At 55.4% G+C, this 15,245-nt stretch carries 11 protein-coding genes, 4 tRNA genes and 1 rRNA gene; all 16 read right to left on the bottom strand.

Annotation, left to right across the window (positions count from 1 at the left end):
• Positions 1 to 42: 42 nt before the first annotated feature.
• Positions 43 to 4,242: a DNA-directed RNA polymerase subunit beta' gene (rpoC, locus tag KBY02_RS00080; RefSeq protein WP_003431814.1), complete on the bottom strand. Its 4,200-nt coding sequence runs from the start codon at positions 4,240 to 4,242 to the stop codon at positions 43 to 45.
• Positions 4,243 to 4,306: 64 nt separating this feature from the next.
• Positions 4,307 to 8,380, bottom strand: coding sequence for a DNA-directed RNA polymerase subunit beta (gene rpoB, locus KBY02_RS00075; RefSeq protein ID WP_003317110.1), 4,074 nt, complete (start codon positions 8,378 to 8,380; stop codon positions 4,307 to 4,309).
• A 221-nt stretch (positions 8,381 to 8,601) separates the two neighbouring features.
• Positions 8,602 to 8,967, bottom strand: a complete 366-nt coding sequence (rplL, locus tag KBY02_RS00070) for a 50S ribosomal protein L7/L12 (protein ID WP_003400441.1) — start codon at positions 8,965 to 8,967, stop codon at positions 8,602 to 8,604.
• A gap of 79 nt (positions 8,968 to 9,046) precedes the next feature.
• Entirely contained in the window at positions 9,047 to 9,547 is a 501-nt protein-coding gene (gene rplJ, locus KBY02_RS00065) for a 50S ribosomal protein L10 (protein ID WP_002555498.1), read from the bottom strand.
• Between the two features lie 202 nt (positions 9,548 to 9,749).
• Entirely contained in the window at positions 9,750 to 10,445 is a 696-nt protein-coding gene (gene rplA, locus KBY02_RS00060) for a 50S ribosomal protein L1 (RefSeq protein ID WP_003400443.1), read from the bottom strand.
• The gene (rplK, locus tag KBY02_RS00055; protein WP_002555500.1) at positions 10,445 to 10,876 is read right to left on the bottom strand and encodes a 50S ribosomal protein L11; all 432 of its coding nucleotides are present in this window, start codon (positions 10,874 to 10,876) and stop codon (positions 10,445 to 10,447) included. The genes rplA and rplK overlap by 1 nt, the downstream gene beginning before the upstream one ends.
• A 118-nt stretch (positions 10,877 to 10,994) precedes the next feature.
• Positions 10,995 to 11,528 (bottom strand): transcription termination/antitermination protein NusG, encoded by a 534-nt coding sequence (gene nusG, locus KBY02_RS00050; protein ID WP_003317113.1) that lies wholly within the window; start codon positions 11,526 to 11,528, stop codon positions 10,995 to 10,997.
• A gap of 9 nt (positions 11,529 to 11,537) precedes the next feature.
• Positions 11,538 to 11,906: a preprotein translocase subunit SecE gene (gene secE / locus KBY02_RS00045; protein WP_002555502.1), complete on the bottom strand. Its 369-nt coding sequence runs from the start codon at positions 11,904 to 11,906 to the stop codon at positions 11,538 to 11,540.
• A 46-nt stretch (positions 11,907 to 11,952) separates the two neighbouring features.
• Positions 11,953 to 12,028, bottom strand: a tRNA-Trp gene (locus KBY02_RS00040).
• A gap of 165 nt (positions 12,029 to 12,193) precedes the next feature.
• Positions 12,194 to 12,269: transfer RNA gene (locus KBY02_RS00035), tRNA-Thr, on the bottom strand.
• Between the two features lie 26 nt (positions 12,270 to 12,295).
• Positions 12,296 to 12,369, bottom strand: a tRNA-Gly gene (locus KBY02_RS00030).
• A 24-nt stretch (positions 12,370 to 12,393) separates the two neighbouring features.
• Positions 12,394 to 12,478: transfer RNA gene (locus KBY02_RS00025), tRNA-Tyr, on the bottom strand.
• Positions 12,479 to 12,620: 142 nt separating this feature from the next.
• Positions 12,621 to 13,049: a hypothetical protein gene (locus KBY02_RS00020; RefSeq protein WP_032654189.1), complete on the bottom strand. Its 429-nt coding sequence runs from the start codon at positions 13,047 to 13,049 to the stop codon at positions 12,621 to 12,623.
• Positions 13,050 to 13,056: 7 nt separating this feature from the next.
• The gene (locus KBY02_RS00015) at positions 13,057 to 13,806 is read right to left on the bottom strand and encodes a pantothenate kinase (protein ID WP_032654191.1); all 750 of its coding nucleotides are present in this window, start codon (positions 13,804 to 13,806) and stop codon (positions 13,057 to 13,059) included.
• The gene (gene birA, locus KBY02_RS00010; RefSeq protein ID WP_032654194.1) at positions 13,796 to 14,755 is read right to left on the bottom strand and encodes a bifunctional biotin--[acetyl-CoA-carboxylase] ligase/biotin operon repressor BirA; all 960 of its coding nucleotides are present in this window, start codon (positions 14,753 to 14,755) and stop codon (positions 13,796 to 13,798) included. Before birA ends, KBY02_RS00015 begins: the two co-directional genes overlap by 11 nt.
• 148 nt (positions 14,756 to 14,903) lie before the next feature.
• A 5S ribosomal RNA gene (rrf, locus tag KBY02_RS00005) occupies positions 14,904 to 15,019 on the bottom strand.
• Positions 15,020 to 15,245: the final 226 nt, after the last annotated feature.

The following is a 15,245-nucleotide window of genomic DNA, read 5'->3' as shown; positions in this document are numbered from 1 at the left end:
AAACGTGCTGTCTGCCAGGTGAAAAATGCCGAGGCTCTGGTCTCAATTACCGCTGGAGTTCAACGCTTCCGTCAGAGCCGCTTCTACTTCGCTCGCGCTGACACGGGTCGGTTTGTCCATTTCACGACGACGCTTGCGCTCGCTGTGATAAGCCAGACCGGTACCGGCCGGGATCAGACGACCCACGACCACGTTTTCCTTCAGGCCGCGCAGGTAATCGCGCTTGCCGGTCACAGCCGCTTCGGTCAGTACGCGGGTTGTCTCCTGGAAGGAGGCCGCGGAGATGAACGACTCGGTAGACAGCGATGCCTTGGTGATACCCAGCAACACGCGAGTGAACTTGGAAACAAACTTGTCTTCCGTGCTCAGACGCTCGTTTTCTACCAGTACGTGAGTCAGCTCCATCTGGTCGCCCTTGATGAAACTGGAATCGCCAGACTCGGCAATTTCAACCTTACGCAGCATCTGACGCAGAATCGTCTCGATGTGCTTGTCGTTGATCTTCACGCCTTGCAGACGGTATACGTCCTGAATCTCGTTGACGATGTACTTGGCCAGCGCACTCACACCCAGCAGACGCAGGATGTCGTGTGGATCGCTCGGGCCGTCGGAGATAACTTCGCCGCGGTTCACTTGCTCGCCTTCGAAGACGTTCAGGTGACGCCACTTCGGAATCAGCTCCTCGTACGGATCGCTACCGTCGTTCGGGGTGATGACCAGACGGCGCTTGCCTTTGGTCTCTTTACCGAATGCGATGGTACCGCTGACTTCTGCAAGGATCGACGCCTCTTTCGGACGACGCGCTTCGAACAGGTCGGCAACACGCGGCAAACCACCGGTGATGTCACGAGTCTTCGACGTTTCCTGCGGAATACGAGCGATAACATCACCGATCGCGATCTGCGCACCGTCAGCAACACCAACAAGGGCGTTAGCCGGCAGGAAGTACTGGGCCGGTACGTCAGTACCTGGCAGCAGCAGATCCTTGCCATCCAGACCAACCATCTTCACAGCAGGACGGATGTCCTTGCCGGCAGCCGGGCGATCTTTGGCGTCGAGCACTTCAATGTTGGTCATACCGGTCAATTCGTCTGTCTGACGCTTGATCGTGATGCCTTCTTCCATGCCTACGTAGGTAACAGTACCTTTCATCTCGGTGACGATTGGGTGAGTGTGCGGATCCCACTTGGCCACGATAGAGCCAGCGTCGACCTTGTCGCCTTCCTTCACCGAAATCACTGCACCGTATGGCAGCTTGTAACGCTCACGCTCACGACCGAAGTCATCTGCGATTGCCAGTTCACCGGAGCGGGATACCGCAACCAGGTGACCGTCAACACGCTCGACGTGCTTCAGGTTGTGCAGGCGGACAGTACCGCCATTCTTCACCTGAACGCTATCGGCTGCCGAGGTCCGGCTTGCCGCACCACCGATGTGGAACGTACGCATTGTCAGCTGGGTACCCGGCTCACCGATCGACTGTGCAGCGATTACGCCGACAGCTTCACCGATGTTGACCTGGTGACCGCGTGCCAGGTCGCGACCGTAGCACTTGGCGCAGATGCCATAGCGGGTTTCACAGCTGATTGGCGAACGAACGATTACTTCGTCGATGCTGTTCAGCTCGATGAACTCGACCCACTTCTCGTCTACCAGCGTGCCAGCAGGGACGATGACATCTTCCGTGCCCGGCTTGAATACGTCACGGGCAATGACTCGACCCAATACGCGCTCACCCAGCGGCTCTACAACGTCACCGCCTTCAATGTGCGGAGTCATCAGCAGACCGTGCTCGGTACCGCAATCAACCTCGGTAACCACCAGATCCTGAGCGACGTCTACCAGACGGCGTGTCAGATAACCGGAGTTAGCGGTTTTCAACGCGGTATCCGCAAGACCCTTACGAGCACCGTGAGTAGAGATGAAGTACTGAAGTACGCTCAAACCTTCACGGAAGTTCGCAGTGATCGGCGTTTCGATGATGGAACCGTCAGGCTTGGCCATCAGACCACGCATACCGGCCAGCTGACGGATCTGGGCAGCAGAACCACGCGCCCCGGAGTCAGCCATCATGTACATCGAGTTGAAGGATTCCTGATCAACTTCGACGCCGTGACGGTCGATAACGCGTTCTTTGGACAGGTTCGACATCATCGCTTTCGAGACTTCGTCGTTCGCCTTGGACCAAAGGTCGATTACCTTGTTGTACTTCTCGCCCTGGGTTACCAGGCCGGAGGCGTACTGACTTTCGATCTCTTTAACTTCTTCGGTGGCCGCGTCGATGATGCGAGCTTTTTCATCAGGGATAACGAAGTCGTTAACGCCGATGGAAACACCCGAAATGGTCGAGTAGGCAAAACCGGTGTACATCAACTGGTCAGCGAAAATAACGGTCTCTTTCAGGCCGACCACGCGATAGCACTGGTTGATCAGCTTGGAGATCGCTTTCTTCTTCATTGGCTGGTTGACGACGTCGTAGGACAGGCCGGCCGGAACCACCTGGAACAGCAGCGCACGGCCGACAGTGGTGTCGACGATACGGGTGTTCTTGACGCTGCCACCATCACGGTCGTTGACCGTTTCGTGGATACGCACCTTGACCTTGGCGTGCAGAGCCGCTTCGCCGGCGCGGAATACGCGGTCGACTTCCTGCAGGTCCGCAAATACACGACCTTCGCCCTTGGCGTTGATCGCTTCGCGAGTCATGTAGTACAGACCCAGTACAACGTCCTGCGAAGGAACGATGATTGGCTCACCGTTGGCTGGCGACAGAATGTTGTTGGTCGACATCATCAGCGCGCGCGCTTCGAGCTGAGCTTCCAGCGTCAGAGGCACGTGAACGGCCATCTGGTCACCGTCGAAGTCGGCGTTGTACGCAGCACAAACCAATGGGTGCAGCTGAATGGCCTTACCTTCGATCAGTACCGGTTCAAACGCCTGGATGCCCAGACGGTGAAGTGTCGGCGCACGGTTCAGAAGCACCGGGTGTTCGCGAATCACCTCAGCGAGAACGTCCCAGACCTCTGGCAGCTCGCGCTCGACCATCTTCTTGGCAGCTTTGATGGTCGTAGCCAGGCCACGCATTTCCAGCTTGCCGAAAATGAACGGCTTGAACAGCTCGAGAGCCATCTTCTTCGGCAGACCGCACTGGTGCAGACGCAGAGTCGGACCTACGGTAATTACCGAACGACCCGAGTAGTCAACACGCTTACCGAGCAAGTTCTGACGGAAACGACCCTGCTTACCCTTGATCATGTCAGCCAGGGATTTCAGAGGACGCTTGTTCGAACCCGTGATCGCGCGACCGCGACGACCGTTGTCGAGCAGTGCATCGACCGCTTCCTGCAGCATGCGCTTTTCGTTGCGCACGATGATATCGGGAGCGGACAGATCCAGCAGGCGCTTCAGACGGTTGTTACGGTTGATCACTCGACGATACAGATCGTTGAGGTCGGACGTCGCGAAACGGCCACCGTCAAGCGGAACCAGAGGACGCAGATCTGGCGGCAGAACCGGCAGAACGGTCAGCACCATCCACTCAGGAAGGTTGCCGGAACCCTGGAAGGCTTCCATCAATTTCAGACGCTTGGACAGCTTCTTGATTTTGGTCTCGGAATTGGTTTGCGGAATTTCTTCACGCAGACGGCCAATTTCGTGCTCCAGATCAATAGCGTGCAGCAGCTCGCGGACAGCCTCGGCACCCATGCGGGCGTCGAAGTCGTCACCGAACTCTTCGAGCGCTTCGAAGTACTGCTCGTCGTTCAGCAGCTGACCTTTTTCAAGGGTGGTCATGCCTGGATCGATAACGACATAGCTCTCGAAGTAGAGAACACGTTCGATATCACGCAGGGTCATGTCCATCAGCAAACCGATACGGGACGGCAGCGATTTCAGGAACCAGATGTGGGCAACCGGCGAAGCCAGTTCGATGTGAGCCATGCGCTCGCGACGAACCTTGGCCAGTGCTACTTCAACACCGCACTTTTCGCAGATGACACCGCGGTGCTTCAGGCGCTTGTACTTACCGCACAGGCACTCGTAATCTTTTACCGGGCCAAAGATCTTGGCGCAGAACAGACCGTCACGCTCAGGCTTGAACGTACGGTAGTTGATGGTTTCCGGCTTTTTAACTTCACCGAACGACCAAGAGCGGATCATCTCAGGCGATGCAAGTCCGATACGGATTGCGTCGAACTCTTCGACTTGACCCTGGTTTTTCAGCAAATTCAGTAGGTCTTTCAAGGCTTTTCCTCCTGGCGGAGCAGGGAGCAGGCAATACCGCCCTGCCCCCGATTCGCGTCACGTGTTATTCGGTTTCCAGATCGATATCGATACCGAGCGAACGGATTTCTTTGATCAACACGTTGAAAGACTCGGGCATGCCCGGCTCCATACGGTGATCGCCGTCCACGATGTTTTTGTACATCTTGGTACGACCGTTCACATCGTCCGACTTCACTGTGAGCATTTCCTGCAGAGTGTACGCCGCGCCGTATGCTTCCAGCGCCCACACTTCCATCTCCCCGAAACGCTGACCACCGAACTGTGCCTTACCACCCAGCGGCTGCTGGGTAACCAGGCTGTACGAACCAGTGGAACGCGCGTGCATCTTGTCGTCCACCAAGTGGTTCAGCTTCAGCATGTACATGTAGCCAACCGTTACAGCACGTTCAAACTTGTTGCCGGTACGACCGTCGAACAGCTGCATCTGGCCGCTTTCCGGCATATCTGCCAGCTTGAGCATTGCCTTGATTTCGCTTTCCTTGGCACCGTCGAAAACCGGGGTAGCCATCGGTACGCCGTTACGCAGGTTCTTCGCGAGGTCCAGAATCTCGTTGTCGGTGAGGTCTTCCAGAGATTCCTGACGACCGCCGATTTCGTTATAGATCTCGTTGAGGAACTTGCGCAGCTCAGCAACTTTACGCTGCTCTTCGAGCATGCGGTTGATCTTCTCGCCCAGACCTTTGGCCGCGAGGCCCAGGTGGGTTTCGAGAATCTGACCAACGTTCATACGCGAAGGTACGCCCAGCGGGTTGAGGACGATATCAACCGGCGTGCCATTGGCATCGTGCGGCATGTCTTCAACCGGCATGATCACAGAGACCACACCCTTGTTACCGTGACGACCGGCCATCTTGTCGCCCGGCTGGATGCGGCGACGGATTGCCAGGTAGACCTTGACGATTTTCAGAACGCCCGGAGCCAGGTCATCGCCCTGCTGCAGTTTGCGTTTCTTGTCTTCGAACTTGTCATCCAGAAGACGGCGACGATCAACGATGTAAGCCTGAGCTTTTTCGAGCTGCTCGTTGAGAGCATCTTCAGCCATGCGCAGCTTGAACCACTGACCATGCTCAAGACCATCGAGCACTTCGTTGGTGATTTCCTGGCCCTTCTTGAGGCCAGCGCCGCCTTCAGCTACACGACCCACCAGCGCAGAGCGCAGACGTTCGAAAGTAGCGCCTTCGACAATACGGAACTCTTCGTTCAGATCCTTGCGGATCTCGTCGAGTTGCGACTTCTCGATGGACAGGGCACGCGCATCACGCTCGACACCATCACGGGTGAAGACCTGAACGTCAATGACAGTACCTTTGGTACCGGTTGGTACGCGCAGGGAGGTGTCTTTAACGTCGCTGGCCTTCTCACCGAAGATCGCGCGCAACAGTTTTTCTTCCGGAGTCAGCTGGGTCTCGCCTTTCGGAGTGACCTTACCGACCAGGATGTCGCCGGCGCCGACTTCGGCACCTACATAAACGATACCCGCTTCGTCCAGCTTGTTCAGAGCCGCTTCACCCACGTTAGGGATGTCAGCTGTGATTTCCTCTGGCCCAAGCTTGGTATCACGCGCCACACAGGTCAGTTCCTGAATGTGGATCGTGGTGAAACGGTCTTCCTGAACAACACGCTCAGAAAGACAGATGGAGTCTTCGAAGTTGAAACCGTTCCAGGCCATGAACGCGATGCGCATGTTCTGACCCAGCGCCAGTTCACCCATATCGGTGGACGGGCCGTCGGCCATGATGTCGCTACGCTGAACACGGTCACCCTTGCTGACCAGCGGACGCTGGTTGATGCAGGTGTTCTGGTTCGAACGGGTGTATTTGGTCAGGTTGTAGATGTCTACACCCGCCTCACCTGTTTCAACTTCATCATCGGCAACGCGAACAACGATACGGCTGGCGTCAACCGAGTCGATCACACCACCGCGACGAGCCACGACGCAAACGCCGGAGTCGCGAGCAACGTTGCGCTCCATGCCAGTACCTACCAGCGGCTTGTCGGCGCGCAGAGTAGGAACAGCCTGACGCTGCATGTTCGAACCCATCAACGCACGGTTGGCGTCATCGTGCTCGAGGAACGGAATCAGCGATGCAGCTACCGAGACAACCTGCTTGGGCGAAACGTCCATCAGGGTGACATCGGCTGGCGCCTTGACGGTGAATTCGTTCAAGTGACGCACAGCAACCAGTTCGTCGATCAGCTCTTGCTTGTCGTTCATTGCGGCCGAAGCCTGGGCAATGACGTGGTCCGCTTCTTCGATCGCTGAAAGGAACACGATCTCTTCGGTGACCAGACCTTCCTTGACCACACGGTACGGGCTCTCGAGGAAGCCGTACTGGTTGGTGCGGGCATAGGCCGCCAGGGAGTTGATCAGACCGATGTTCGGACCTTCAGGCGTCTCGATCGGGCACACACGGCCGTAGTGAGTCGGGTGAACGTCTCGAACTTCAAAGCCGGCGCGCTCACGCGTCAGACCGCCAGGGCCGAGTGCGGAAACACGACGCTTGTGCGTGATCTCGGACAGCGGGTTGTTCTGGTCCATGAACTGGGAAAGCTGGCTGGAACCGAAGAACTCCTTGACCGCCGCCGCAACAGGTTTGGCGTTGATCAGGTCCTGAGGCATCAGGCCTTCGCTTTCTGCCATGGACAGACGCTCTTTGACAGCGCGCTCGACACGGACCAGACCAACACGGAACTGGTTCTCGGCCATCTCGCCTACGCAACGAACGCGACGGTTACCGAGGTGGTCGATGTCATCGACGATGCCTTTGCCGTTACGGATATCAACGAGGGTCTTGAGGACCGCTACGATGTCTTCCTTGCACAGCACGCCCGAACCTTCGATTTCGGTACGACCGATACGACGGTTGAACTTCATACGACCTACAGCGGACAGGTCATAACGCTCAGGGCTGAAGAACAGGTTGTTGAACAGTGTTTCAGCGGCATCCTTGGTTGGCGGCTCGCCAGGACGCATCATGCGATAGATCTCGACCAGCGCTTCCAGTTGGTTGCTGGTGGAGTCGATCTTCAGTGTGTCGGAGACGAACGGACCACAATCGATGTCGTTGGTGTACAACGTTTCGATACGAACAACCTGAGCCTTGGCGATCTTGGCCAGGATTTCAGTGTTCAGCTCGGTGTTGCACTCGGCAATGATCTCACCGGTTGCCGGATGCACGATGACCTTGGCTGTAGTGCGACCCAGGACGTAGTCCAGAGGCACTTCCAGCTCTTTGATCCCGGCCTTTTCCAGCTGGTTGATGTGACGGGCAGTGATACGACGACCCTGCTCGACAATGACCTTGCCCTTGTCGTCCAGGATGTCCAGAACGGCAATTTCACCACGCAGGCGCTGAGGCACCAGTTCCAGGCTCAGGTTTTCACCGCGCACATGGAATACGTTGGTGGTGTAGAACGCATCGAGCACTTGCTCGGTGGTGTAACCCAGAGCGCGCAGAAGTACGGACGCAGGCAGCTTGCGACGACGGTCGATACGGACGAATACGCAGTCTTTCGGATCGAACTCGAAGTCCAGCCACGAACCGCGGTAAGGAATGATACGAGCGGAGTACAGCAGCTTACCGGAGCTGTGCGTCTTGCCACGGTCGTGGTCGAAGAATACGCCAGGCGAACGGTGAAGCTGAGACACGATAACGCGCTCGGTGCCGTTGATTACAAAGGTACCGTTCTCAGTCATCAGGGGGATTTCACCCATGTAGACTTCTTGCTCTTTGATGTCCTTGATCGCTTTGTTCGACGATTCTTTGTCGAAAATGATCAGACGGACCTTGACTCGCAGAGGTACTGCGTAAGTCACACCGCGCAGCACGCATTCCTTGACATCAAATGCCGGTTCGCCCAAGCGATAACCTACATACTCCAGCGCAGCATTGCCGGAGTAGCTGATGATCGGGAAAACGGATTTGAAGGCTGCATGCAGACCGACGTCGCGGAACTGATCTTTGGTCGCTCCCGCCTGCAGGAATTCGCGATACGAATCCAGCTGGATGGCCAAGAGATACGGCACATCCATTACGTCCGGCAACTTGCTAAAGTCCTTGCGGATACGTTTTTTCTCAGTATATGAGTAAGCCATCAGCGTTCCCCAGCTTGGTCACCTGCTTGTTTGGCTCCCTCCCGACGGAAGCAGCCAGAAAATCTTGCAAACCCCTTGGTTTGCGCCACCGCCATCGGTGGATACCACACGTTACAGACGTTGACAGCGCCAATCGTCTATAACGGAAAAAGGCCGGTGGCAAAAGCCACCAGCCATCAGCCTTTCGCTAAACGCGTGGGCTGGACACTCAAAATCGATGCTTATTTCAGCTCGACTTTAGCGCCTGCTTCTTCCAGAGTAGCTTTGGCTTTGTCAGCTGCGTCTTTGGCAACAGCTTCCAGAACCATTGCCGGGGCGCCGTCAACGACTGCCTTGGCTTCTTTCAGGCCCAGACCGGTCAGTTCACGTACTGCCTTGATCACGTTAACTTTCTTCTCGCCAGCTTCCAGCAGCATGACGTTGAATTCAGTTTGTTCTTCAACAACAGCAGCAGCAACAGCTGGACCAGCAGAGCCGGCAGCAGCGGTGACGCCAAACTTCTCTTCGAACGCCTTGATCAGCTCTACAACCTGCAGAACGGACATTTCAGATACGGCGTTAAGGATATCGTCTTGAGAGATGGACATGACTCAATTTCCTGAATTGGGGGACGGCCTACGCGACCATCAAAATAAACAAAAATACGCGAAAAGATCTGACTCAGCCTTAGGCTGCAGCTGCTTCTTTTTGGTCGCGAACAGCCGCCAGAGTACGAGCCAACTTGCTGGTAGCGCCTTGAATCACGCTCATCAGCTGAGAAATTGCTTCGTTACGGGTCGGCAGGCTTGCCAGTACATCGATCTGATTAGCTGCGAGGAACTTGCCCTCGAACGCAGCTGCCTTGATCTCGAACTTGTCCTGACCTTTAGCGAATTCCTTGAACAGACGGGCAGCAGCGCCAGGATGTTCGTTGGAGAACGCGATCAAGGTCGGGCCGGTGAACACGTCGTTGAGGACACTGAATTCAGTGTCAGCAACAGCGCGCTTGAGCAGGGTGTTACGTACAACACGTACGTAAACGCCAGCTTCACGAGCCTCTTTACGGAGTCCGGTCATTGCGCCAACCGTCACACCACGGGCATCAGCCACGACAGCGGACAGACCAGCTTTGGCAGCCTCGTTGACTTCAGCGACGATGGCCTTCTTGTCTTCGAGTTTAATTGCCACGGGTTTAACTCCTGCTTGTTACCGTTTCATCCGACCGGAGCCAGATGTCGTTTTGGTGTCTGATTCGGTAAGGAACCGGGAGCACCATCTGCGTAGGCTTGAGGTTTAAGACTTGCGTCGCCTACGGTCTTGGATAGCCCCCGCCAGGCAGGGACCCCAATCTTTCAAACGGTACGGCAATCGATCACCGTACCATTTTGTCTTACGCTTCCAACGAACCCTGGTCGATGACCAGGCCTGGGCCCATAGTGGTGCTCAGGGTGATGCGCTTGACGTAAATACCTTTCGAAGAAGCAGGCTTGATACGCTTCAGATCAGCGATCAGGGCTTCAACGTTTTCCTTCAGCTTGACAGCGTCGAAACCGACCTTGCCAACGGAAGTGTGGATGATGCCGTTTTTGTCGGTGCGATAACGAACCTGACCAGCCTTGGCGTTCTTGACGGCGTTAGCGACGTCAGGAGTAACGGTGCCGACTTTCGGGTTAGGCATCAGACCGCGAGGACCAAGAACCTGACCCAGCTGACCCACAACGCGCATTGCATCAGGGGAAGCGATAACGACGTCGTAGTTCAGATCGCCAGCTTTCATTTCAGCAGCCAGATCGTCCATACCCACGCGGTCAGCACCGGCAGCCAGAGCAGCTTCAGCAGCAGGACCCTGGGTGAATACTGCAACGCGTACAGTCTTGCCAGTACCGTGCGGCAGTACAGTAGCGCTACGTACGACCTGGTCGGATTTACGAGGATCAACACCCAGGTTGACAGCGACGTCGATGGACTCGCTGAACTTGACAGTCGACAGCTCGGTGAGCAACGCAGCGGCGTCTACAAAATTGTAAGACTTGCCAGCTTCGATTTTTTCGGCGATTGCCTTTTGACGCTTGGTCAGCTTAGCCATTACACACCCTCCACGTTAAGGCCCATGCTACGAGCGGAACCGGCGATGGTACGCACGGCCGCTTCCATGTCAGCTGCAGTCAGATCCGCATTTTTTGCTTTAGCGATATCTTCCAGCTGAGCACGAGTCACGGTGCCAACTTTAACGGTGTTCGGGCGAGCCGAGCCGCTGGTCAAGCCTGCAGCTTTCTTCAGCAGAACCGATGCAGGGGTACTTTTTGTTTCGAAAGTGAAGCTACGGTCGCTGTATACAGTGATGATCACTGGAGTCGGCAAGCCTGGCTCAATACCCTGAGTACGGGCGTTGAACGCTTTGCAGAATTCCATGATGTTCACACCGTGCTGACCCAGAGCAGGACCAACTGGCGGGCTTGGGTTAGCCTGAGCGGCTTTCACTTGCAGCTTGATGTATGCGGTTATCTTCTTGGCCATGAGGCACTCCAATTACGGGTTCAAGCGCCAATAAAGGCTCCCCGGTTACTTACGCGTATATCCCAGTGACGAAAAAACCCCACAGCCTTGGGCTGCGGGGTATGGGATTCCAGCTCAGTTATGCCTTTTCGACCTGACTGAACTCCAGCTCTACCGGAGTAGAGCGTCCGAAAATGAGCACCGCCACTTGAATCCGGCTCTTTTCGTAGTTAACTTCTTCGACCGTGCCATTGAAATCGGCGAACGGACCATCGGTGACGCGAACAACTTCACCTGGCTCGAACAGCGTTTTCGGCTTCGGCTTGTCGCTACCGTCAGCAACGCGACGCAGAATCGCTTCTGCCTCTTTATCAGTGATGGGAGCAGGCTTGTCAGCGGTACCGCCGATGAAGCCCATGACACGCGGGGTATCCTTGACCAAGTGCCAAGTACCCTCATTCATGTCCATCTGAACAAGCACATAACCCGGGAAGAACTTGCGTTCGCTTTTGCGTTTCTGGCCATTACGCATTTCAACCACTTCTTCAGTGGGAACCAGAATTTCGCCGAAGCCATCTTCCATGCCTGCCAGCTTCACACGCTCGACCAACGAGCGCATGACATGCTTCTCGTAACCCGAGTAAGCATGCACTACGTACCAACGCTTAGCCACGGGACACCCTTAGCCAACTATCAAGGAAACAAGCCAGCCGAGCAGGGAATCAAGCCCCCACAACAGCAACGCCATAACCAGCACAACAGCCACAACGATCAACGTGGTTTGAGTGGTTTCTTGGCGAGTAGGCCATACGACTTTACGGATCTCGGCACGGGCTTCTTTCGCCAAAACGAAGAAGGCCTTACCTTTGCCTGTCTGCAGCGCTACAAATGCAGCAGCTGCGGCAATCACAAGGAGAGCGAGAACGCGATACAGGATCGGCTCAGCAGAATAATACTGATTGCCGACAACACCCACGACAACCAAAACGACTACCAGGAGCCACTTCAGCATATCAAAGCGAGAGTCTGATGCTTCAGCCTTGGGATTCATCTACGGAGATCCTGTGAAAAGAAAGCCAGATTACATCTAGGGAATCTGGCAGGTCAGGAGGGAATCGAACCCCCAACCTACGGTTTTGGAGACCGTCGCTCTGCCAATTGAGCTACTGACCTAAAAGCAAAATCAGGCCGACAATTATGCGGACCTGACGAGAGTTTTTCAACAACTTATTCGAAGAGCACCTAACAGGCGACACACACCGAACAAGCTTCAGGCGGCGCACACAGCGCGGAACCGCCTAAAACAAAGGCAGATATTTTCATATCTGCCTTTATCAATGGAGCTCTTGAGCGGATTTGAACCGCTGACCTCACCCTTACCAAGGGTGTGCTCTACCAACTGAGCTACAAGAGCAAAACACTGCGCATGAACCACAAGCCTGGAGCGGGTAGCGGGAATCGAACCCGCATCATCAGCTTGGAAGGCTGAGGTTCTACCACTAAACTATACCCGCACAACTTGCAGCTCGCGCTAAATCTGGTGGAGGGGGAAGGATTCGAACCTTCGAAGTCGTAGACGTCAGATTTACAGTCTGATCCCTTTGGCCGCTCGGGAACCCCTCCTAAGCGAGGCAGCATTCTCAACTCATGCTACCCTTCTGTCAACCTTTTTCTCAGTAAAAACCTGAGGTTACATGCGTTGACTACTACCACTTCGTTCGTGAGACTTTCACCTCACTGCGAAGCGGGCGCCATTCTATGTAAACTAATCAGCAGTTGCAATGCCCTCGCACGACATTATTTGATTTTTTAATTGCGGAAAATCCTGACTCAGCTGACTGATCAAGCCCGCTTCGACAAGGCGTCGACTTTCCGGGGCGATTTTCAGCCAGTAGGCGCTAGCCCCGCTGGATTGGACTGGCTGAAATTGAGACTGGATATCAAGGCTGTTCAATCGCTGCTCGACTAGGCGCGCATCCTCTTGCCTGGCAAAGCCACCGACGTACAGACACCTGGCGCCGGGATCGCTGGACACCCGCCCGGCATCAGACTCGCTGAGCAGACGAATATCCTGCTGAGTAGTACGGTGCAACGACAGGGGCATGAACTCTTTGGCCCTGATCGGAGCCTCCTGCTGATGCCAGATGTAATAAAAGCCATTAAGCATCAACAGCAGAAGAAATAACCAACGCATAAAGACCTCAACGCAAAGGGCAGGCCAGGGCCAGCCCCACGAAGACCAGATCAGGAACGATACGGGCCCCTGGGAGCACATCCGCAACCAAAGCAGCGTCGCCGCCAGTCACAAAAATAGCAAAGTCGTCGCCCCAATACCCACGGGCTATTTCGACCTGAGTCAATGCGAACCCACGAAGCATCAGCGAGCAGCCGCGCTCTACCGCCTCTGCGGTTGCACGCCCGGGAACAAGACGAACCAAAGCCCTTTCGGCCTCGGTGTCGTCATATCTGATGCGGCGGGTATGGGTGCGCAACTGATTGCGCATCAAGGGCATCCCTGGACAGATAAAACCACCAAGATGTACGCCGCCCGCATCGACGAAATCAGATGTCACGGCGGTACCCAGATCAATCACCAGGCATGCACGCTTAACAAGGTGGTATGCACCTACAAAAGCCAGCCAGCGATCCAGGCCAAGGCGCTCGAAATCGTCATAGCCATTCACCACCCCTCCAAGCTCACGGGCAGGCACTGCGCAGACGGGGGTGACGGAGAACGCGTTCGTCAGCACAGAAACCAGACGCGCCGTTTCTTCGGCGCTGCGAACACTTACCAGACGGCAGTCGCTGAACGTTGTGTCAGGTAGATTACGCAGGTGCTCCAACAAGGCTGCGTCAGAGTCCACAACGCCGACGCTGATCACTGCCGCATCGCTTTTAGCAGTAATGCGCCACTTGATGAAGCTATTGCCACAATCGAGCTCAAGAATCATCTCGCAACCTCAGGCTCAGCTCACCACCACTAAAGCTTTTTTCCACACCATTGACTTCCAACCGCAGCGCTCCAAGCGAGTCAACCCCCAACACCACTCCCTCCACGGCCTCTACCCCCGAGAGCAACTTGACCGCAGCACCCTGCCACACATGCCCGCGCTCCCACTCTTTCTGAAATGCTGCAAAGCCTTCCTTGCGATGAACCGCCATGAGCGCCTCAAGCTGGGTGCTTATACGAGCAGCGACCTGATTGCGATCAACCAGTCCGCCTGTTTCGAGCCTCACCGACGTCCACAGCTGATCGACCTCGCTGGAGGAACGCATGTTTACGTTCACCCCTATCCCGATAATCACATGACACACGTCCGCCGGATCGCCAATCAGCTCGAGCAAAATGCCGGCGATCTTCTGCCTGCCAACGAGCACGTCATTGGGCCATTTAAGACCTGCGCCCTGGACACCCATATCACGCAGCACATTCATCACCGCAAGCCCCACCAACAAGCTGAGGCCTTCCAACTGACGCATCCCGCCATCGATGCGCAGGACCAGGCTGTAATACAGGTTTTCAGCAAATGGACTTATCCACTTTCGACCACGTCGCCCTCTTCCGGAGGTCTGCTGCTCGGCCACCACCAACAAAGGCATGGCAACGCCTTGAGCAATCAGGCGCGCAGCCTCAGCATTGGTTGAGTCGATAGAGTCGTAAGTACGTACAGACCAGCCGGCAGGAAAGCCTGACTGCATAATGTCAGCAGGACTTAGAAGAGAAATGGGCGTTGCGAGTCTATAACCACGACCGCGCACCTTGTGGACATCTATGCCCAGGTCCGCCTCAAGCTGCTGCAGCTGCTTCCAGACCGCACTGCGACTTATGCCGAGGGCATCGCCTAATACCTGCCCGGAATGAAATGCACCATCAGCAAGAAGCTTTAACAAGGTCAGCATTTGGAATCGCCTGGCAATAAGGCACGCATCATAGCCACGCAGAGGCATGATGCATAGAAACGAAAACGTGTTTTCACGTTGGTTTTTTGCAGATACCAGACAAACAAAAACCCTCGACGCGTAAGCGAAGAGGGTTTCTGGAATTCAATCTTGACGATGACCTACTCTCACATGGGGAAACCCCACACTACCATCGGCGATACATCGTTTCACTACTGAGTTCGGGATGGGATCAGGTGGTTCCAATGCTCTATGGTCGTCAAGAAATTCGGGTACCGAATCGTGCCCTGCGGCGCGCTTCAGCAAATCGGGTATGTGATATCAAGCTGTTTCAGGTGTCGTTCGTGACGCAAACTTTCGGTTCGTGTCATCTTCACAGTCACCGCAATCTGGTCATTCGACGCAAATTGCTTGGGTGTTATATGGTCAAGCCTCACGGGCAATTAGTATTGGTTAGCTCAACGCCTCACAGCGCTTACACACCCAACCT

The sequence above is a fragment of the Pseudomonas sp. P129 genome (assembly GCF_020312195.1).
In the GTDB taxonomy this organism is placed as follows: domain Bacteria; phylum Pseudomonadota; class Gammaproteobacteria; order Pseudomonadales; family Pseudomonadaceae; genus Aquipseudomonas; species Aquipseudomonas fragariae.
Note: the sequence above shows the minus strand (reverse complement) of the source record. Positions and strands in the feature narration are given on the sequence as shown.

Excerpts from the sequence above, each read along its gene's own strand:
- rpoB (WP_003317110.1), bottom strand. The coding sequence starts at position 8,380 with ATGGCTTACTCATATACTGAGAAAAAACGTATCCGCAAGGACTTTAGC.
- rplL (WP_003400441.1), bottom strand. The coding sequence starts at position 8,967 with ATGTCCATCTCTCAAGACGATATCCTTAACGCCGTATCTGAAATGTCC.
- rplA (WP_003400443.1), bottom strand. The coding sequence starts at position 10,445 with ATGGCTAAGCTGACCAAGCGTCAAAAGGCAATCGCCGAAAAAATCGAA.
- rplK (WP_002555500.1), bottom strand. The coding sequence starts at position 10,876 with ATGGCCAAGAAGATAACCGCATACATCAAGCTGCAAGTGAAAGCCGCT.
- secE (WP_002555502.1), bottom strand. The coding sequence starts at position 11,906 with ATGAATCCCAAGGCTGAAGCATCAGACTCTCGCTTTGATATGCTGAAG.
- KBY02_RS00020 (WP_032654189.1), bottom strand. The coding sequence starts at position 13,049 with ATGCGTTGGTTATTTCTTCTGCTGTTGATGCTTAATGGCTTTTATTAC.
- KBY02_RS00015 (WP_032654191.1), bottom strand. The coding sequence starts at position 13,806 with ATGATTCTTGAGCTCGATTGTGGCAATAGCTTCATCAAGTGGCGCATT.
- birA (WP_032654194.1), bottom strand. The coding sequence starts at position 14,755 with ATGCTGACCTTGTTAAAGCTTCTTGCTGATGGTGCATTTCATTCCGGG.